The 18,737-nt window shown below is 71.8% G+C and carries 17 protein-coding genes; 6 read left to right on the plus strand and 11 right to left on the minus strand.

The window, feature by feature from the left end; genetic code table 11:
- Positions 1-117: 117 nt before the first annotated feature.
- Positions 118-1,122: an SPFH domain-containing protein gene (locus ABZT02_RS05100; RefSeq protein ID WP_356014316.1), complete on the plus strand. Its 1,005-nt coding sequence runs from the start codon at positions 118-120 to the stop codon at positions 1,120-1,122.
- Positions 1,119-2,009, plus strand: a complete 891-nt coding sequence (locus ABZT02_RS05105; protein ID WP_356014318.1) for a hypothetical protein — start codon at positions 1,119-1,121, stop codon at positions 2,007-2,009. The genes ABZT02_RS05100 and ABZT02_RS05105 overlap by 4 nt, the downstream gene beginning before the upstream one ends.
- Positions 2,010-2,049: 40 nt before the next feature.
- Here the strand turns inward: ABZT02_RS05105 and ABZT02_RS05110 are convergent, their stop codons facing one another.
- From ABZT02_RS05110 to ABZT02_RS05120, 3 genes are all read right to left on the minus strand, one after another.
- On the minus strand, positions 2,050-4,593 hold the full coding sequence (locus ABZT02_RS05110; protein WP_356014320.1) for a polynucleotide kinase-phosphatase: 2,544 nt from the start codon (positions 4,591-4,593) through the stop codon (positions 2,050-2,052).
- Positions 4,590-6,053, minus strand: coding sequence for a 3' terminal RNA ribose 2'-O-methyltransferase Hen1 (locus ABZT02_RS05115; RefSeq protein WP_356014322.1), 1,464 nt, complete (start codon positions 6,051-6,053; stop codon positions 4,590-4,592). Before ABZT02_RS05115 ends, ABZT02_RS05110 begins: the two co-directional genes overlap by 4 nt.
- 153 nt (positions 6,054-6,206) lie before the next feature.
- Complete coding sequence (locus tag ABZT02_RS05120) at positions 6,207-7,130, minus strand: LLM class F420-dependent oxidoreductase (protein ID WP_356014325.1); 924 nt, start codon at positions 7,128-7,130, stop codon at positions 6,207-6,209.
- A 227-nt stretch (positions 7,131-7,357) separates the two neighbouring features.
- Here ABZT02_RS05120 and ABZT02_RS05125 point away from each other — a divergent pair, with 227 nt between their 5' ends.
- On the plus strand, positions 7,358-7,594 hold the full coding sequence (locus ABZT02_RS05125) for a hypothetical protein (RefSeq protein WP_356014326.1): 237 nt from the start codon (positions 7,358-7,360) through the stop codon (positions 7,592-7,594).
- 89 nt (positions 7,595-7,683) lie between these two features.
- Here ABZT02_RS05125 and ABZT02_RS05130 read toward each other — a convergent pair whose 3' ends face one another.
- The 4 genes from ABZT02_RS05130 to ABZT02_RS05145 form a co-directional block, all read right to left on the minus strand.
- On the minus strand, positions 7,684-8,148 hold the full coding sequence (locus ABZT02_RS05130) for a DUF6099 family protein (protein ID WP_356014328.1): 465 nt from the start codon (positions 8,146-8,148) through the stop codon (positions 7,684-7,686).
- Between the two features lie 155 nt (positions 8,149-8,303).
- Positions 8,304-8,630: a nucleotide pyrophosphohydrolase gene (locus ABZT02_RS05135; RefSeq protein WP_356014330.1), complete on the minus strand. Its 327-nt coding sequence runs from the start codon at positions 8,628-8,630 to the stop codon at positions 8,304-8,306.
- Positions 8,627-9,847, minus strand: a complete 1,221-nt coding sequence (locus ABZT02_RS05140) for an ATP-binding protein (RefSeq protein WP_356014333.1) — start codon at positions 9,845-9,847, stop codon at positions 8,627-8,629. Before ABZT02_RS05140 ends, ABZT02_RS05135 begins: the two co-directional genes overlap by 4 nt.
- A gap of 57 nt (positions 9,848-9,904) precedes the next feature.
- Positions 9,905-10,294: a cell division protein SepF gene (locus ABZT02_RS05145; protein ID WP_356014335.1), complete on the minus strand. Its 390-nt coding sequence runs from the start codon at positions 10,292-10,294 to the stop codon at positions 9,905-9,907.
- A 257-nt stretch (positions 10,295-10,551) separates the two neighbouring features.
- On the opposite strand from ABZT02_RS05145, the gene ABZT02_RS05150 reads away from it, so the two are divergent.
- Positions 10,552-12,222, plus strand: coding sequence for a hypothetical protein (locus ABZT02_RS05150; RefSeq protein ID WP_356014337.1), 1,671 nt, complete (start codon positions 10,552-10,554; stop codon positions 12,220-12,222).
- On the opposite strand, the gene ABZT02_RS05155 is transcribed toward ABZT02_RS05150, so the two are convergent.
- Entirely contained in the window at positions 12,203-12,718 is a 516-nt protein-coding gene (locus tag ABZT02_RS05155; protein ID WP_356014340.1) for a YceI family protein, read from the minus strand. The genes ABZT02_RS05150 and ABZT02_RS05155 overlap by 20 nt on opposite strands.
- Before the next feature lie 83 nt (positions 12,719-12,801).
- Between ABZT02_RS05155 and ABZT02_RS05160 the strand changes: the two genes are divergently transcribed.
- Both ABZT02_RS05160 and ABZT02_RS05165 read left to right on the plus strand, forming a co-directional pair.
- Positions 12,802-13,281, plus strand: coding sequence for a MarR family winged helix-turn-helix transcriptional regulator (locus ABZT02_RS05160; RefSeq protein ID WP_356014342.1), 480 nt, complete (start codon positions 12,802-12,804; stop codon positions 13,279-13,281).
- A gap of 59 nt (positions 13,282-13,340) precedes the next feature.
- Positions 13,341-16,460, plus strand: coding sequence for an FAD-binding and (Fe-S)-binding domain-containing protein (locus ABZT02_RS05165; protein ID WP_356014344.1), 3,120 nt, complete (start codon positions 13,341-13,343; stop codon positions 16,458-16,460).
- A gap of 67 nt (positions 16,461-16,527) precedes the next feature.
- On the opposite strand, the gene ABZT02_RS05170 is transcribed toward ABZT02_RS05165, so the two are convergent.
- The 3 genes from ABZT02_RS05170 to ABZT02_RS05180 all read right to left on the minus strand — a co-directional run bounded on the left by ABZT02_RS05170 (position 16,528) and on the right by ABZT02_RS05180 (position 18,715).
- Positions 16,528-17,130 carry a sigma-70 family RNA polymerase sigma factor gene (locus ABZT02_RS05170; RefSeq protein ID WP_356014346.1) on the minus strand — a complete coding sequence of 201 codons (603 nt, stop codon included), beginning with the start codon at positions 17,128-17,130 and terminating at the stop codon, positions 16,528-16,530.
- Between the two features lie 175 nt (positions 17,131-17,305).
- Positions 17,306-17,947: a hypothetical protein gene (locus ABZT02_RS05175; RefSeq protein WP_356014348.1), complete on the minus strand. Its 642-nt coding sequence runs from the start codon at positions 17,945-17,947 to the stop codon at positions 17,306-17,308.
- 66 nt (positions 17,948-18,013) lie between these two features.
- Positions 18,014-18,715, minus strand: coding sequence for a YcnI family protein (locus tag ABZT02_RS05180; RefSeq protein ID WP_356014350.1), 702 nt, complete (start codon positions 18,713-18,715; stop codon positions 18,014-18,016).
- Positions 18,716-18,737 lie beyond the last annotated feature (22 nt).

Genomic DNA, 18,737 nt, shown 5'->3' on the forward strand with positions numbered 1-18,737 from the left:
CATCCTGACCAACCGGGGGCCTCTTGACCCCTCCGTCCACCCGGCTTCTTGTTCTCGTCCCCTTGACGACAAGCACGGCTCCCCGTTATCGTCCAACAGACGAAAAGAGGGAGTTCGATGGCCGACATCACCCGGCGCCTCGGCTGGCGCCATCTACGCGGCGCGCCCACGGCGCACATCCGGCACCACAGCGGCGGCAAGCTGCTGCACGACGGCCCGGGCCTCAGCTTCTGGTTCCGCGCACTGACGGCCGCGCTCTCCGAAGTCCCGGTGGACGACCGCGAGTTGGCCATGACCTTCCACGCCCGTACGTCCGACTTCCAGGACGTGGCGGTACAGGCGACCGTGACCTACCGGATCGGTGACCCGGCCCTCGCCGCCGCACGCCTGGACTTCTCGATCGACCCGGACACCGGAATCTGGCGGGGCGCGCCCCTGGAGCAACTGGGCACCCTGCTCACGGAGACGGCCCAGCAGCACGCGCTCGACGTACTGACCCGGACCTCCCTGTCCTCCGCGCTGGTGGACGGCGTGTCGGCGGTCCGCGAGCGGATCGCCGCGGGCCTGGGCGCCGAACCACGATTGCCGGCCACCGGCATCGAGGTGGTCGCCGTCCGCGTGATGGCACTGCGCCCCGAACCGGAGGTGGAACGGGCCCTGCGCACCCCGGCCCGCGAACAGATCCAGCAGGAGGCCGACCGGGCCACCTACGAACGGCGGGCCGTCGCCGTGGAACGCGAGCGGGCCATCGCCGAGAACGAACTGGCCAGCCAGATCGAACTCGCCCGCCGCGAGGAGCAGTTGGTGGACCAGCGGGGCACGAACGCCCGCCGGGAGGCGGAGGAACACGCGGCTGCGGACGCGGTACGGGCCGAGGCGGAGGCGACGCGTTCGGTACGGCTCGCTCGCGCGGAGGCCGAAGGGGTGCGCGCGGTCGGCGACGCGAAGGCGCAGGCGCAGGCCGCCTGGCTGAAGGTGCACGAGGAGGTCGAGGTCGCCACCCTGCACGCCCTCACCGGGGCCCGGCTCGCGGAGAACCTGCCCAACATCGACAGCCTGACGATCTCCCCGGACGTGCTGACGGGGCTGCTGGCCAAGCTGGGCGCACGGGAGCCGGAGTGAGTCTCGCACCGCGGGCGGTCCTGGTCCATCGCACCACGGAGTACGAGGAGCTGGTGGCCCACCACGGCACCCACGGCCAGGCCGCCTTCTTCCTCTCCTCCCGGGGCCGGGACATCGAGGAGGTCGCCGAACGCCGTGAGCGCACCCGCCGGGCGCTCGCCGAGGTGACCTCCGCGATTCCGCTGACCTGGCGTCAGGCCCGGGTGGAACGGGCCGACCTGGACCGTTTCCTGTTCGCTCCCGAGGATGTCGTGGTCGTGGTGGGACAGGACGGGCTGGTGGCGAACGTGGCCAAGTACCTGTCCGGTCAGCCGGTGCTGGGCATCGACACCGAGCCCGGCCGCAACCCCGGTGTCCTGGTACGGCACCGCCCGCGGGACACGGCGGAGTTGCTGGCGGTGGCCGGTGCGAGCGTGGCCGAGTTGACGATGGTCGAGGCCGTCGCCGACGACACCCAGCGGCTCGTCGCACTGAACGAGATCTATGTGGGCGCCGCCGGACACCAGACCGCCCGATACCGCCTGGGCCTGGAGGACGACGGGGGTGTCGTCGAGGCCCAGGCCTCCTCCGGGGTGCTGGTGGGGACGGGGACCGGGGCCACGGGCTGGCTCCGGTCCGTGTGGCAGGAGCGGGGCGGTGCCCTGCGGCTGCCGGCCCCGACGGAGACCCGCCTGCTCTGGTTCGTCCGCGAAGCCTGGCCCTCCCCGGCCACCGGCACCTCCCTGACCGCCGGCGAACTCCCCGCTCCCGCCCGCCTCCGCCTCACCGTCGAGTCCGAGCGGCTGATCGCCTTCGGGGACGGGATGGAGGGCGACTCGCTGGAGCTGACGTGGGGGCAGACCGTGGAGGTGGGGGTCTGCCGGGAGCGGCTGCGGCTGGTGGGGTGAGGAGTGACCGGTGGTCACCCCTCACCTCAGGACCCACGACTCACAGCCGTGGGTCGACCGGCTCCGACTCCAGCGCCAGCACCCCGAACACCGCCTCGTGCACCCGCCACAGCGGCTCGCCCTCCGCCAGCCGGTCCAGGGCCTCCAAGCCGAGGGCGTACTCGCGGATCGCGAGGGAGCGCTTGTGGTTCAGGAACCTCTTGCGCAGGCGGTCGAGGTTCTCCGGGCGGGTGTACTCGGGACCGTAGATGATCCGCAGGTACTCCCGGCCGCGGCACTTGATACCGGGCTGGACCAGGCGGCCCTCCGTGCTGCGGACCACCGCCCCGAGCGGCTTGACGACCATGCCCTCGCCGCCGCGGCCGGTCATCTCCAGCCACCAGTCGACGCCCGCCCGCACCGACTCCGGGTCACCGGTGTCGACGTAGAGGCGCCGGGTGGTCTGGAGCAGGCCCGTGCCGTCGTGCTCCACCAGGCGGTCCAGCAGGGCCAGTTGCTCGTCGTGCGGGAGTGCGGCGAGGCTGCGGCCCTGGACCGCGAGAATCTGGAACGGTGCCAGGCGGACACCCTCCAGGCCGTCCGTGGTCCAGCAGTAGCGCCGGTACGCCTCGGTGAACGCGCTGGCCGCGTCGGCCCGTTCGCGCTGGCGGGCCAGCAGGTCCGTCACGTCCACGCCCCGGTCCGCGGCGCCCTGGAGCGCGGCCAGCGCACCCGGGAACACCGCGCCGGACGCGGCGCCGACGGCCGCGTACTGCGACCGCAGCAGGCCCGACGCCTTCAGCGACCACGGCATCAGTTCGGCGTCCAACAGGAGCCAGTCCGTGTCGAGTTCGGACCACAGGCCTGCCTCGCCGATCGCCGTCCGCAGCCGGTCGAGGATCGCCTCCGTCACCGACGCGTCGTCGAAGAACGGGCGGCCGGTGCGGGTGTAGAGCGAGCCCGTCGGGCCGTCCACGCCGAAGCGCTTGCGGGCCGCTTCCGCGTCCCGGCAGACCAGGGCCACCGCCCGCGAGCCCATGTGCTTCTCCTCGCACACGACCCGCTCGACCCCGTCCGCGGCGTACTGTGCGAACGCCTCCACCGGGTGCTCCAGGTAGCCCTCGACCCGCGAGGTCGCCGTCGGTGCCATGGTCGGCGGCAGGTACGGCAGCAGCCGCGGGTCCACCGCGAAGCGGCTCATGACCTCCAGGGCCGCCGCCGCGTTCTCCTCGCGGACCGCCACCCGGCCCTGATACCGGGTCTCGACCGCCCTGCGGCCGTGCACGTCGGCCAGGTCGAGCGGCCGGCCGTCGTGCCCACCGGGCGCCTCGGACTTCAGCGGCTTGGTCGGCTCGTACCAGACCCGCTCCGCGGGTACGTCGACGAGCTCGCGCTCCGGCCAGCGCAGCGCGGTGAGCTTGCCGCCGAAGACGGCGCCGGTGTCCAGGCAGATGGTGTTGTTGAGCCAGGTCGCCTCCGGGACCGGGGTGTGGCCGTAGACCACGGCCGCCCGGCCGCGGTAGTCCTCCGCCCACGGGTAGCGCACCGGCAGCCCGAACTCGTCGGTCTCGCCGGTGGTGTCGCCGTACAGCGCGTGCGAGCGGACCCGGCCGGAGGTGCGGCCGTGGTACTTCTCCGGCAGACCGGCGTGGCAGACGACCAGGCGGCCGCCGTCCAGGACGTAGTGGCTGACGAGGCCGTCGATGAACTCCCGTACCTCGGCCCGGAACTCGTCCGGGACGCTCTCCATCTGCTCGATGGTCTCCGCGAGGCCGTGGGTGTGCTGGACCTTGCGGCCCTTGAGGTGACGGCCGTACTTGTTCTCGTGGTTGCCCGGCACGCACAGCGCGTTGCCCGACTTGACCATCGACATCACGCGGCGCAGCACACCGGGGCTGTCCGGGCCGCGGTCGACGAGGTCGCCGACGAAGACCGCGGTACGGCCCTCGGCGTGGACGCCGTCGACGTAGCCCAACTTGCCGAGCAGCGACTCCAGTTCCGACGCGCAGCCGTGGATGTCGCCGACGATGTCGAAGGGGCCGGTGAGGTGGGTCAGGTCGTTGAAGCGCTTCTCGGTGACGACGGTGGCGTTCTCGATGTCCGCCACCCCGCGCAGGACGTGCACCTTGCGGAAGCCCTCGCGCTCCAGGTGCCGTATCGAGCGCCGCAGTTCGCGGATGTGCCGCTTGATGACCCTGATCGGCATGTCGGCCCGGTCGGTGCGGCCCGCGTTGCGCTCGGCGCACACCTCCTCGGGCACGTCGAGGACGATGGCGATGGGCAGGACGTCGTACTGCTTGGCCAGGTCGATCAGCTGGCGCCGGGAGTCCGACTGCACGCTCGTGGCGTCGACGACCGTGCGGCGGCCGGCGGACAGGCGCTTGCCCGCGATGTAGTGCAGGACGTCGAAGGCGTCCTTGGTGGCGCCCTGGTCGTTCTCGTCGTCGGAGACCAGGCCGCGGCAGAAGTCCGAGGAGATCACCTCGGTCGGCTTGAAGTGGCGCCGGGCGAAGGTGGACTTGCCGGAGCCGGAGGCGCCGACGAGGACGACGAGGGAGAGGTCGGTGACGGGGAGAGTCCGTCCCGTGCGCTGGGTCTCGGTCATGCGGCCTTCGCCTCCTTCTCGGTCCTGATGACAAATGCGGCCATCTGTGTGGGCGGTCCGACCTCCGGGTCGTCCGGTCCCACCGGCATGAACTCCACGTCGTAGCCGTGCCGTTCGGCCACCGCCGACGCCCAGGACCGGAACTCCGCACGCGTCCACTCGAAGCGGTGGTCGCCGTGCCGGACGTGTCCGGCCGGGAGCGACTCCCAGCGGACGTTGTACTCGACGTTCGGGGTCGTGACGAGGACGGTGCGCGGGCGGGCCGCGCCGAACACGGCGTACTCCAGGGCGGGCAGCCGCGGCAGGTCGAGGTGCTCGATCACCTCGCTGAGCACGGCGGCGTCGTACCCCTTGAGCCGCTTGTCGGTGTACGCCAACGACCCCTGGAGGAGCTGGACGCGGGAGGCCATCCGCTCCCCCATCCGGTCCAGCTTCAGCCGCCGGGAGGCGATGGTGAGCGCCCGCACCGACACGTCGACGCCGACGATCTCGGTGAACTTCGGGTCCTTGAGCAGCGCCTGCACCAACTGGCCCTGTCCGCACCCGAGATCGAGGACGCGGGCGGCACCCGCGGCGCGCAGCGCCTCCAGGATGGCCTCACGGCGCTGCACGGCGAGCGGGGTCGGCTTCTCCTCGGTCTCGGTCTCCGCCTCGACGGCGTTGTCGATCTCCTCGACCTCGCTGTCGTCGGCCTCGGCGAGCCGCACCAGTTCCAGGCGTTCCATCGCCTCACGCGTCAGCGACCAGCGGCGGGACAGATAGCGGCTGGTGATCAGCTTCTGCTCCGGGTGTGCGGGCAGCCAGCCCTCACCGGCCCTGAGCAGCTTGTCGACCTCGTCGGGGGCCACCCAGTAGTGCTTGGCGTCGTCGAGGACGGGCAGCAGGACGTACAGGTGGCGCAGGGCCTCGGCGACGGTGAGCTGTGTGGACTCCAGTTCGAGGCGGACGTAACGCGAATCGCCCCACTCCGGGAACTCGGTGTCCAGCGCCACCGGCTCGACGGTCACGGTCCAGTCGAGCGGCTCGAAGAGCGCCCGTACGAGAGCCGGGCCGCCGCGGGCCGGGAGTGCGGGCACCTCGATGCGCAACGGCCGCGGCTGCGACGGCAGTTCCGGCCTGGCGTTGCACACCCCGCGCATCGCGCTGGTGAAGACCGCGCTCAGCGCCACCGCGAGCAGCGAAGAGGCCGCGTAGGGACGGTCGTTGACGTACTGTGCGAGCGCCGCGTCCGGGGCGCCGCCGCGCCCCTTGCCCTTGCCGCGCCTGACCAGCGCCACCGCGTCGACCTCCAGCAACAGCGCCGCCGTGCACCGCTGATCGTCCGCCTCGGGATACAGGACGTGCGCCCTGCCGTAGGAGGTGGAGAACGCCTGCGATTTCTCGGGATGCTTGTGCAGCAGGAAGCCGAGGTCGGTGGCGGGGCGCTCGGGAGTGCCGGTGGTACTGATCGTCAGAAACATGCGAGTGGCCTCTCCGGCCGGTGGACGGTACTGGGTGCCGTGCGCGCGAAAGCCCCCGAGACGGTGATCCCGGGGGCTCGGCAGGACGACCTCCTCAGCTTCGCACAGTCGGTCCCACCTGCGCCTTCGATTAACCCGGAGAGGCCGGCCCGGCTACGACAGCTGCGACTGGACGTGCGCGGAGATCAGCTCCAGGTGGTCCAGGTCGTCGAGGTCGAGGACCTGGAGGTAGATCCGGCGGGAGCCCACGGCGGCATAACGGCCGATCTTGTCCACGACCTCGGCGGGGGTACCGGCCAGACCGTTGGTCTTGAGCTCCTCGACCTCACGGCCGATCGCCGCGGCGCGACGGGCGACCTCCTGGTCGTCCTTGCCGACGCAGACGACGAGGGCGTTGGAGAAGGTGATCGCGTCGGCCGCGCGGCCCGCTTCCTGGGCGGCGGCACGGACCCGGCCGAACTGCGTCTCGCTGTCCTCGGGCGAGGCGAACGGCATGTTGAACTCGTCGGCGTAGCGGGCGGCGAGGCGCGGGGTGCGGGTCTTGCCGTGGCCACCGATCAGCACGGGGATCTTGCTCTGGGCGGGCTTGGGGAGCGCGGGCGACCTGGTGAGCTCGTAGTGCTCGCCGTGGAAGTCGAAGGTCTCGCCGGGCTCGGTGGCCCACAGACCGGTGACGATCTCCAGCTGCTCCTCCAGGCGGGGGAACTTCTCCTTCGGGAACGGGATGCCGTACGCCGTGTGCTCCTCCTCGAACCAGCCTGCGCCCAGGCCCAGTTCGACGCGGCCGCCGGACATCTGGTCGACCTGGGCGACCTGGATGGCGAGAACGCCGGGGAGCCGGAAGGTGGCGGCGGTCATGAGGGTGCCGAGGCGGATCCGCTTGGTCTCGCGGGCGAGGCCGGCGAGGGTGATCCAGGCGTCCGTGGGGCCGGGGAGGCCGTCGGCGTCGCCCATCTTCAGATAGTGGTCGGAGCGGAAGAACGCGTCGAAGCCGAGGTCCTCGGTGGCCTTGGCGACGGTGAGGAGGGTGTCGTAGCTCGCGCCCTGCTGGGGCTCGGTGAAGATGCGGAGATCCATACCTCCATCCTGCACGCAGGGGTTCTCCGCGGTCCCATCGGTCCCTGTGGCCCCGATCGTCCCCGGGCGGGTGAAGATCCGGCAACAGTGGGCGCGAGGGGTGACCATGCCAGTGACCAGGCCCTTTGGTGATCGTTGGCTCGGCGGAGCCGGCTCGTCCTCGCCGGTGCGTGATCCGTTACCCGCGTCAGCCCCTTCGCCGGGGCCCCTGGGCCGAGGAGGCCGTCATGTCCGAAGAAACCGTGCCGCTGACTGCGGGGGCTGGGCAGCCGACGGGGTTGCTCCAGCAGATGGAGGAGCTGATGGCGGCGCTGAACGCGGAGCTGAACGCGGAGCTGTCGGTGTTGGGCGCGCATCTTCAGGCCGGGGTTCGTCGACGCGCGGTGACGAGGAGGCCGGCTGAGGCTCCGTTGTCCGGCGGCTGCGGGTCGGCGGGGGTAGATCGCGCAGTTCCCCGCCCCTAAGTGGGTGCAGTCGAAGCATGCCCAGCTGTACCCACCCAGGGGCGCGGGGAACTGCGCGACCGGCCACAACGCGCCCGCAGCCAAGGAACTCACCCCGCCTCCGGCAACTCCTCCCCCCGGTCGGCAAGTCTTCGCAGCATCTGCAGCACCCGGTCCCGCGACTCGTCCGCCGCGTCGATCGCCTCCATGCACTGCCAGTACGTCGTCTCGTCGTCGGCCGCGCAGGCGAGGCCGACCAGGGCTATGCCCACCTCGCCGAGGAGACCGCCGAGGCAGAGGAGGGCCTGGCGGGCATCGCCGAGTTCGGTGAGCTGCGCGGCCCGCAACTCCGCCAGGGCGATGTCGGGACGCTCCAGGACCCCGCAGCCCCGGCCCGCGAGCTCCGTCAACCCCAGGGCCTCGCCCCGGAGTTCGGGTGGCCCGGCGACCGCGAGGCGGCTCCCTATCGCCTGGGCCAGGGCCTGCGCCTGCCACACCTCCGCCATGACCTGGGGCGCCTCGCCGCCCCCGGCCAGGGCACGCCTGCTCGTCACGATGAGCCGCACCGCGTCCATCGGCTGCCCCCGTCTGTCGCCCGAACTCCCTTGTTCACTACCCAGAGTGAGGTCGCTCGGAACGAAAAGCCAGAGGTAGACGGAAATCTGTGGACAACAAATCGATTTCGGACCACCCTTTCATCACTGAGAGTGAAAGAGGACTGAACCCTTCCTCATGGCGCGGGAAACCTCCGTTCGTTCCGGTCGATCTTCGCGTCCAGCGCGGCCAGCGGATCGACGCCCAGCACCTCGCACAGCTGGAGCAGATACGCGAGCACGTCGGCGATCTCGTCCGTGACGCGGTGCGCCGTGCCGGGGTCGTCCATGACCCGGGTCGACTCCTCGGGCGTCAACCACTGGAAGATCTCGACCAGTTCGGCGGCCTCCACACTGAGCGCGGCTACGAGGTTCTTGGGGGTGTGGTACGGCTGCCAGTCGCGCGCCGCCGCGAAGTCGGCCAGCCTGCGCTGCAGTTTCGCCACGTCGAGAGGTTCTGTCACGGCTCCAGGTGTACCACCGTGACCCCTTCCACCCCGGCGGCCCACGAGGCGTCGCTCACCGCGCCGACGAGCCGGATGTGCCCGCGCTCGCACATCCGCACGGCCAGTTGCAGCAGTTCGGTCCGCTGCCGCGGGTCCAGGCTCCGGTCGAGGTTGTCGGCGAGCACGGTGAGCGTCTGCATCGCCGCGGGCACCTCACCGGCCGGGTCGACCTCCAGCACTCCGGGCCCGGTGAGCAGCACCAGCGCGAGAGCGAGGTACCGCAACTCGCCGTCGCCCAGCCGTCCGAGCTCCGTCCGGCTGCCGTCCCCGCGGTCGAGCAGGGCCCGGACCCTTCCGGCGGACAGGGGTTCGGCGAGCACGTCGGCGACGGGGCCCGCGCATCCGGCGCGCACCGCGGCGACGAGCCGGGCGTGCCGTCGGCCGCACTCCGCGCGCGTGCGCCACAGGACGTCGGCGAGGTTGTCGCAGCCGCCGAGCAGCCGTCCGGAACCGGTCGGGACGGGCAGGCGCATGCGTCCGGGCCGCGGGTCGCAGCCGAAGACGGAGCGCAGGGCGACGACCATCTGCTCGGCCGCGGCGAGGACGCGCCGCTGTCCGTCCGTCTTGCCGGCCACCCGCAGCGGCAGCAGGGCGGTGCCGAGCTGGTCGTCGGGGAGCGGGGCCCGGGTGACCGGCGCGCTCCCGGCCGTGTGCCAGGCGGCCTGCACCGCCCGGCGGGACGGGTCGCGCAGGGCCGTCTCCAGCAGGACGAGCCCGCCGGACGTCAACCGCTCCCCCACGATGCGCAGTTCGGGCTCGGCCTGGACGGCGACGTCGAGCCGGACCGGCCCCTCGGGCCCGTCGGCCGTGCAGCCGATCCGGAAACCGCGGCGGCGCTGGGCGTCGGGGCGGGCCCGGTCGGGAACACAGGCGGCGGGCCGCGGGAACACCTCAGCGAGGCTCGCACCGCCACCGAGCCGCGCGAGCGCCTCGTACGCCCTGAGCGCGCTCGTCTTGCCGCTGCCGCTGGGGCCGGCGAACAGGGTCAGCGGCCCGAGCGGCAGCCCGGCCCGCCGGTGCACGGCGTACGCGGAGAGCCGCAGCTCGGTGAGGCAGGGCCGGTCGGGGCGGTGCTCACCACCCTGCGTCAGCACCGCGAGCGGAGAAACCGACTGAGCCGGCACAACGGGGGATGTGGGGGACACGCGCATATCCGGACCGTAGGACTCCGCCATCGGGCGAACCGTTCCTCCGCAGCGGCCTTCCCACGAACGAGCGAACCGCCCCGGGACTCAGGCCCCCGGCATCCCCGCGCTCTCCATCAGCCCCGTCACCTCGGTCCCGGCCGGAGTGAGCAGGAACACGTTCCGGTCCACCCGGTGCATTCCGCTGGCCAGCCCGAACACGACACCCGTACTGAAGTCGAGGACCCGCTTGGCGACCTCCGACTCCGCGCTGGTGAGGTCGAGCAGGACGGGGATGCCCGCCATCAGGGTCTCGGCGACCTCGCGGGCGTCCGCGAAGACGTTGATCCGCAGCACGACGAAACGGCGCCGGGCCTCCGTCTCGGCCTCCGGCCTGGACCGGTGGTCGACCGCGGACGGCCACGCGTCCCGCCCGCGCAACGGAACGACCTGGGCGAGCCCCTCCCACTGTTCATCGGTGACGTCGTACCTGTTCACCGGCTCCCCCCGCTCCGACTCGCCTTCATTGCCTGCACCAGCCAATTCTTACGCCAAGTCACCCGTTCGGCCCAACAGCGACACGGTCCGCGACCGGGCCGGCGGACACATCCCGCCAGGACGAAAGGGTTTTACCCGCCTCACACCGGACTCTTGGCCTCCGACCGAGGGCCCCTCACCAGGCCCGATTAGCGTCCGATCTCGTGCTCTTGGCAGATACTCAGCTGTCGGCCCCCGCCCGGCCGACCCAGCCGGCGATGTCCACCACCCCGGAACCGCCCACGCAGTGGCATCGCGTCCTGACGCTGCTCGCGGACGTCAGCCTCTTCATCGGCACGCGCAATGTGTGGACAGCGGCGGCCGTCCACCGTCCGGCCGTGGCCGCGGTCATCTCGGTCTGCTACGCCTCGATCCTCGTCTGCGGCGTGCTGGCCCTGGTCGTGCGCGGTCGGCGGTCCCTCGCGCGCGTGGACCTGTGCGTGCTGGTGACCGGTCTGACACTCGCGCTGTGCGCGTTCGTCCTGATCCACCGCGGCTCCGACGAGTCCGTGCTCACCGCCCAGGCAGCCCGCGACCTGGTCGCCGGGCATGGCATCTACGGCCGTCCCTGGCCCTGGCTCTTCGGCGGCAACGGCATCGCGCTCACCCCGACCGTCACGGGCGGCTACGACTACACGTACGGCTATCCCCCGCTCGCCCCGCTGCTGACCGCGCCCCTGCTGTGGCTCGGCCACGGCGGTCTGCCGGCCATAGCGATGAGCACGGGCGCGCTGCTGGTCGGCACGGTCGTGCTGTGGTGGCTGCTGCCCACGCCGTGGCGCCCGGCGGCGACCATGACGTGCCTGGGCTTCTCGATGATCACCATGTACGGCCGACTCGGTTACCCGGCGATCCTGGCGCTGGCCCTGCTGGTGCCGGTGGTGGTGCGCTGGCCCCGGATCGGCCGGGGCGGGCGGCTGGGTCCTGCCGGGATGGCGCAGGCTGCCTGTCTGGGCGCAGCCTGCGCGGCGCAGCAACTGCCGTGGTTCCTCACGCCGTTCCTGCTCGCGGGGATCTACGCGGTACGCCGCGGGGAACTCGGTGCGCGGGCGGCGGGCCTGGTGGTGCTGCGGCTCGCCGGGGTCGCCACCACCGTATGGCTGCTGATCAACGCGTACTTCGTCGTGAGCCAGCCGGTCGCGTGGCTGAAGGGGATCGCGCTGCCGCTGATCCAGGGCGCGGTACTGCACGGCCAGGGCCTGGTGGACGTGTCCCTGTATCTCACCGACGGCAGCGACCGGCTCGACTGGTACGGGTACGCGAGTCTGCTGCTGCTCGCCGGTCTGCTGGCGCTGTTCGTGCTGTTCGTGCGCCGCCTCGGTCCGGCGGCGACCGTGCTGCCGTGGCTGGCCTTCTGGCTGGCGACGCGTTCGCAGGACGGCTACTACCTGATGATGACCCCGCTGTGGCTGGCGGCGGCGGTCACCGCTCCCGCGGCGGAGTTCGCGGGGGCCTGGCAGCCGTTCACGCGCCGGCTTGCCGGTCCGACCCGGCGTCCGGCGCGGATCGCCGCGGCCGTCGTACTGCTGAGCCCGGCGCTGGCGAGCGCGGCGCTGGCGGCCACCGGCTCACCGCCCCTGCGCATGGAGGTCACCTCCGTGCGCCATGACGTCCGCGCGCTCTCCCGGCTGACCGTGCGCGTCACCAACACCGACGACGACGCGCTCACTCCCCACTTCACGCTCACCCGGAGTCAGGGCATGTACCCGTACTTCTCGGTGCTGCGCGGGCCGGCCACGCTGCCCGCGCACACGACGGCGACGTACGAACTGCGGCCGCCCGGGGGGACGTACGCTCTCCCGAAGCCGGGGCAGCGGATCCGGCTCCGGGTGTTCACGTCCTCGCCGCAGACACTGTCGAGCACCTACATCACGCTGCCGACCGCTTGAAGCGGAGCGTGGCGGTGACCGTGGTCAGGCCGCGGATCATGCCCAGCTGGTTCCAGCCCAGGCCGAAGTGGTCGCGGTCCACCGAGAACTCGGCGTTCAGCGTGACCGCGTCGGCGCTCGCGTCGGAGAGCCGCGCCGTGAAGGACTGGGGGCGGCTGATGCCGTGCGCGGTCAACTGGCCGATCACATGCACCTGGTCGCCGTCCCGCAGCTCGGCGCTGCGCACCGCGAAGGTGATCTCGGGGTGGTTCTCGACGTCGAAGAAGTCGGAGCCCCGCAGGTGTTCGTCCCGCTTGGCGTTCTTGGTGTCGAGGGAGGCGGCGTCGAGGGTCACGGTGCCGACGGCGGATCCGTCCGCCCGCACCTCGCCCTGACCGTCCACGGTGGTGAAGGCGCCCTTGACCGTGACCAGGCCCCACATCGTCTTGTGCTTGAGCGCGACGGTGGTGGCGGTCCGGTCGAGCTGCCAGGTTCCGGTTTCGACGGCGACGGTCATGATTCCTCACTCAGGTGGTCCAAATTTGGATGACCTCACGCTAGCCGATACTCCAAATTTGGACAATGGCTACACTTGAACCCATGGCCGACCCGTCCGAATGTCCCTCCGTGTCCGAAGGGCTCCTGCCGCCCGAGCTCTACGCCTGGATGCTGCTGCTGGCGGCGACGGGAGCCGTGGAACAGGAGCTGCGCTCCGCCGTCAAGGAGGGCCTGGACGTCTCGCACGACGAGTTCCTGGTGCTGTGCCTGCTGGGCGGGCGCCCCGCCGAAGGGGTGCGCATGACGAAGATCGCGGAGCTCCTCGGCCGCCCCAAGACCCGGCTCACCTATCAGATCGCCTGTCTCCAGCACGCCGGTCTGGTGACCCGCAAGTCGGTGTGCGGCGACAAGCGGGGCGTCGAGGTGGCCCTTACAGAGAAGGGCCGGCGCCTGCTGGCGGAGTCCTCCGGGACCCTAGCCGCGACGGTCAAGGAGTCGCTGACCCGGTTCATGGGCGCCGAGCAGCGTGAGGCGCTGCGGGCGCTGCTGCCCGATCTCGCCGTGGAGGCGAGGCCGGAGTAGTCACCGGCGCGGTTGCGGGTACCCGGCCGGTGCCCGCGCCGACGCCGAAGGAGGACTTCATGGCGACCTCCGACCTGCCCGTTCCTGTCGTACGACGGCCTGACGCACCCCCGCCGGACACGGCGGCCCTGGAGCGCGCGCTGCGCGAGCGAGTCGACGGCGAGGTCCGCTTCGACGCCGGCAGCCGGGCCGCCTACTCGACGGACGCCTCCAACTTCCGCCAGATGCCGATCGGCGTGGTCGTGCCCCGTACTCCCGAGGCGGCCGCGGAGGCGGTGGCCGTGGCCCGCGAGCACGACGCTCCGGTGCTGTCCCGGGGCGGCGGCACCAGCCTCGCCGGGCAGTGCACCAACACCGCCGTGGTGATCGACTGGTCGAAGTACTGCCACCGCCTGGAGTCCGTGGACGAGGACGCCCGCACCTGTGTCGTGCAACCCGGGATCGTCCTCGACGAACTCAACCGGCAACTCGCCCCGACCGGACTGCGGTTCGGCCCGGAACCCGCCACCCACGCCAACTGCACCATCGGCGGCATGATCGGCAACAACTCCTGCGGGGCCACCGCGCAGGCGTACGGCAAGGTCGTCGACAACATCGCCGGCCTGGAAGTGCAGTTGTACGACGGCACCCGGTTCTGGTGCGGCCGGACCAGCGACGAGGAGTACGCCGGGATCGAACGGCACGGCGATCTACGGGCCTCCCTGTACCGGCAGTTGCGCGCCCTGCGCGACACCTACGCCGACGAGATCCGCGCCCGCTTCCCCGACATCCCGCGCCGGGTCTCCGGCTACAACCTCGACTCGCTGCTCCCGGAGCACGGCTTCGACGTCGCCGGGCTGCTGGTCGGCAGCGAGTCGACGCTGGTCACGGTGTTGCGTGCCGAGCTGGAACTGGTGCCGGTGGTCAAGGAGCGCACGCTGGTCGTCCTCGGCTTCCCCGACATCGAGACGGCCGCCGACGCGGTCCCGGCGATCCTCCCGTACGAGCCGATCGCTCTGGAGGGCCTTGACGCGCGGCTGATCGGGGACGAACGGATCAAGCGCCTCAACCCGAAGGCCCGCGCCGAACTCCCCGAGGGAAACGCCTTCTTGATGGCGCAGTTCGGCGGCGAGACCCTGCGGGACGCCGACGAGCACGCCCACCGCATGCTCGACGGCCTGCACGAGTCCGAGCACGACCCCGACGTCGCCTTCCTCGACGACCCCGCCCACGAACAGGAGTTGTGGCAGGTCCGCGAGGCCGGACTCGGCGCCACCGCGCACATTCCCGGCCGCCCCGACACCTTCGAGGGCTGGGAGGACTCCGCGGTCCCGCCCGAACGGCTCGGCGACTACCTGCGCCGACTCCGGCGCCTGTACGACGAGTTCGGCTATCTCAGCGACACCGGGCCCAGCCTCTACGGCCACTTCGGGCACGGCTGTGTGCACACCCGGATCCCCTTCGACCTGTACTCCGCCGACGGGGTCGCCACCTACCGGCGGTTCATGGAGCGGGCGGCCGACCTGGTCGTCGAGTTCGGCGGCTCCCTGTCCGGCGAGCACGGCGACGGGCAGAGCCGGGGCGAGCTGCTGCCGAGGATGTTCGGGGAGCGACTCGTCACCGCCTTCGGTCAGTTGAAGGCGATCTTCGACCCGCTCGACCGGATGAACCCCGGGAAGGTCGTGGCGCCGTACGGGCTCGACGAGCACCTGCGCCTCGGCGGCGACTGGGCCCCGTATTCCCCCCGCGACCTGCACTTCCGCTTCCCGCACGACGGCGGGTCCTTCGCCGAGGCCGCCAACCGCTGTGTGGGCGTGGGCAAATGCCGTCAGCACACCACCGAGGGCGGCGCGGTGATGTGCCCGTCCTACCAGGTCACGCAGGAGGAGGAGCACTCCACGCGCGGGCGGGCCCGGCTGCTGTTCGAGATGCTCGACGGGCACGGCGACAGCCCGGTCCGGGACGGCTGGCGGTCCGAGGCGGTCCGGGACGCGCTCGATCTGTGTCTGGCCTGCAAGGGCTGCAAGAAGGACTGTCCGGCGGACGTCGACATGGCCACGTACAAGGCGGAGTTCCTCTCCCACCACTACGAGGGCCGCTGGTGGCGCAGGCCCCGCGCCCATCTGTCCATGGGCTGGCTGCCCGCCGTGGCGCAGGTGGTCGGACGCACCCGACTCGGGCCTGTCGTCAACGCGTTGACCCACACCCCGCCGCTGTCGAGGGCCGCCGTGGCGGTGGCAGGTGTCGAGAACCGCGAAGTCCCGCTGTTCGCCGGGGAGACCCTCCAGCAGTGGTTCGCGCGGCACGAGCCGTACGGCGACGGGGCGCGCGGCAGCGTCCTGCTGTGGCCCGACACCTTCACCAACCACTTCCACCCGCACATCGGACAGGCGGCCGTGACCCTCATGGAGCACGCGGGCTGGCGGGTCATCCTGCCCGAGAAGCCGCTGTGCTGCGGGCTGACCTGGATCTCGACGGGACAACTCGCGACAGCCGAGCGGGTGTTGGGCCGAACCGTCCGCAGGCTCGCCGAGCATGTCCGGGCGGGCGGTCTGGTGGTCGGCCTCGAGCCCAGCTGTACGACCGTGTTCCGCTCGGACGCGCCCGAACTGTTCCCCGGCGACCATGACGTACGGCGGCTGCGCGACCAGACGGTCACGCTCGCCGAACTGCTCACCGAGCACTCTCCCGGCTACGAGCCCCCGCACGTCCCGGAACGCTCCGCGAAGGCCCTCGCCCAGGTGCACTGCCACCAGCACGCGGTCCTGGACTGGCAGGCCGACCAGGAACTCCTGCGGCGCGCCGGGGTCGACGCCGAACAACTCGACTCCGGCTGCTGCGGCCTCGCCGGCAACTTCGGCTTCGAACCCGGCCACCTGGAGGTCAGCGAGGCGTGCGCGGAACGCGTGCTGCTCCCCCGACTGCGTGAGGAGCCCCCGGAGACGGTGGTCCTGGCCGACGGCTTCAGCTGCCGCACCCAGATCCACGAACTCGACAGCGGCGGCCACGAGGCGGTGCACGCGGCGGAACTGCTGGCGAGTGCCCTGCCGGGAACCCCGGGCAGCGCGTACGGCGTGGCACCGGGGGCGCGGCCGACTCCCCCCAGCCGAAAGGCCAGGGCCATGGCTCTGGCCGGAACCGGCTTGGCGGGCCTGGCCGCAGCGGGAACGACAGCCCGGTTCGTGCGAAACAAGCGGTGAGACTGGTTTTTAGGGGCGCGGGGAACTGCGCGACCAGCCACGACGAAGCCGCAGCCGCCGACGGACCTCAGACCACCAGTTCCATCAGCGCTGCCCTGGCCCGCGCCACGCGAGACCGCACCGTCCCCACAGGACACCCACTCACCACAGCTGCCTCCTCGTACGACAACCCCAGCATCTGCGTCAGCACAAACGCCTCCCGCCGCTCATCGGACAACGCCCCCAGCAGATCAACCAGCACTATCCCGTCGTCAAACCCAGGCACACCCCGAGGCTGAGCCCGCTCAACCGCCTCCTGCCAGTCCGAACCGTCATACCGGCGGGGCCGAACCGCGGCGCGCCGGAAGCCGTCGGTCACCGCCCGGCGGGCGATGGCCAGCAACCAGACCCGCGCCGAGGACCGCCCCTCGAACCGGTGCAGACTGCCGAGCGCCCGCAGGAACGTGTCCTGGGCCAGGTCGTCCACGGCCTGGGGGTCGGCGCAGAGGTAGGAGACGTAGCGCAGGACATCTCGGTGCAGCGCGCGGACGAAACGGTCGACGGCGTCGGTGTCGCCCGCGCGGGCGGCGAGTGCCCAGGCGGTGGCGGAGGCGTCGGCGGACTCCCGTCGAGCGCGGAGGTCGGCCGGGGCGGGCGGGGCGGGCGGGGCGGGCGGGGCGGAAGTGATCACCAGGTGTCCTTCTCGGGTCAGCCGTGATCCGGACCGCCGCCTGTGCGCGCGAGGGCGCGGGGTGGTCCGGTGAAGGGATCCGGTCGTACGGCGCCGACGTGGATGTGGAGGTGGACACGTGGGCGTACGGCCGCGGCCCGAGGCGCACAGGGGCGGCTCGGGGCACTGGCTGTCGTCAGGCGACAGCGGTCCCCAGGGGTGGCCCCCGATGGGTGATCGCGTGGCCGAGAAGGAGTGGTCGTGGTCCCCGCTCCGAGCGAACCCGGCGCACCCGCAGCCGCGGGCGGTGCGGGGTGGCGGGCAGAGCGAACAGCAGCCGCAGCGGAGTGACCAGCCGTGCTGCGAAAGCCCGCAGGATGCGGAACGCCGCCCGCTCGCCGTACGCCAGCCAGAGCCCGGTGAGGAGCGCGGCGAGCAGGTGGGCCGCGTACATCCCGAACGGCACGAGGAACGACAGGGCGCCGAAACCCGACGAGGTCCCCATAGGGGCCGCATCAATGGAGTCCATGCCGCTCATGTGCATGGACTCCATGTGCAGTGCGCCCACATCCTGCGCGGCCGCTGTGGGCTGCGTAAGGGTGAACGCCGAGTGGAGGGCCGTCTGGGCAGCGACCACGACGGCCACGATCAGCGGCAGCCCGCGTTCACGGCCGGCCAGACACCAGCCCGCGCACCCGGTCACGACCAGGCTCGCGGCCAGTGTCCGGCCCGGCACCTGGGCGCCGGACATGAGGACGTGGCCCAGGGCGGCGAGCAGCACACAGACGGCCGCGAACACCGCGGCCCGTACTGTGCGTGAACACCACCCTGCTGTCATGGCGCCTCATCCTCCCACCCGGACACCCGTCGTCACCTGTGGGTACGGAAACCCACAGGTTCCGGCTCACCGCGCACGGCGACTCCGTACGACGGCGAAGGCGCCGGCCGCCAGCCCCAGGACGCCCACCACCAGCCCGGCGACGCCGAGACCGCGGGCGGTGGAGTCGCTCGCGGAGGCCGTGGAGGTGGCCGCCGACGTCTTCACGGCGGCGGACGTGCCGGTGCCCGAGGTCAGCTTCAGGACGGGCGCCGGGTTCTCCGGCTCCTCGTCGCCCCGGGCGGCCTCCTCGATCCAGCGGACGACCTTCCCGTCGGAGTAGGTCTGGAGGGTCTTGAAGGGCAACGTGGCGGTGTCGTCGGGCAGTTGACCGAAGGCGACGTCGAAGTCCTCGTACTGGCCGGGGGCGATCCTCCCGCCGGTCCAGGTGATCTCGGAGACCGCGTCGGTGATCGTGCCGTCGTCCGTCTTCACCGGCGTCCTGAGCCTGGTGTCGGTGACCTTGGCGGTCCAGCCGTCGTGCGGGGAGACGAGCACGCCGAGCAGGGGGTGATCGGCGGGCAGGAACAGCTGGACCTTCGTGGTGCTCGCGGTGTCGCTCTCGTCGGGCACGCGGAAGGTCAGGGCGCCGTCGGTGGCGCCCTTGACGTAGCTGTCGGGGTGGACGGTGACGTGCGCGGAGGCGACACCCGCGGCGGTGAGCACGGCGCAGGCGGCGAGGGCGGTGCCGAGGCCGGCGCGGCGCAGGGTGGTGCGTACTGGGGACATGACTGAGGGATCTCCGTACTGA

The organism is Streptomyces sp. NPDC005402, assembly GCF_040606575.1.
Taxonomy (GTDB): Bacteria; Actinomycetota; Actinomycetes; order Streptomycetales; family Streptomycetaceae; genus Streptomyces.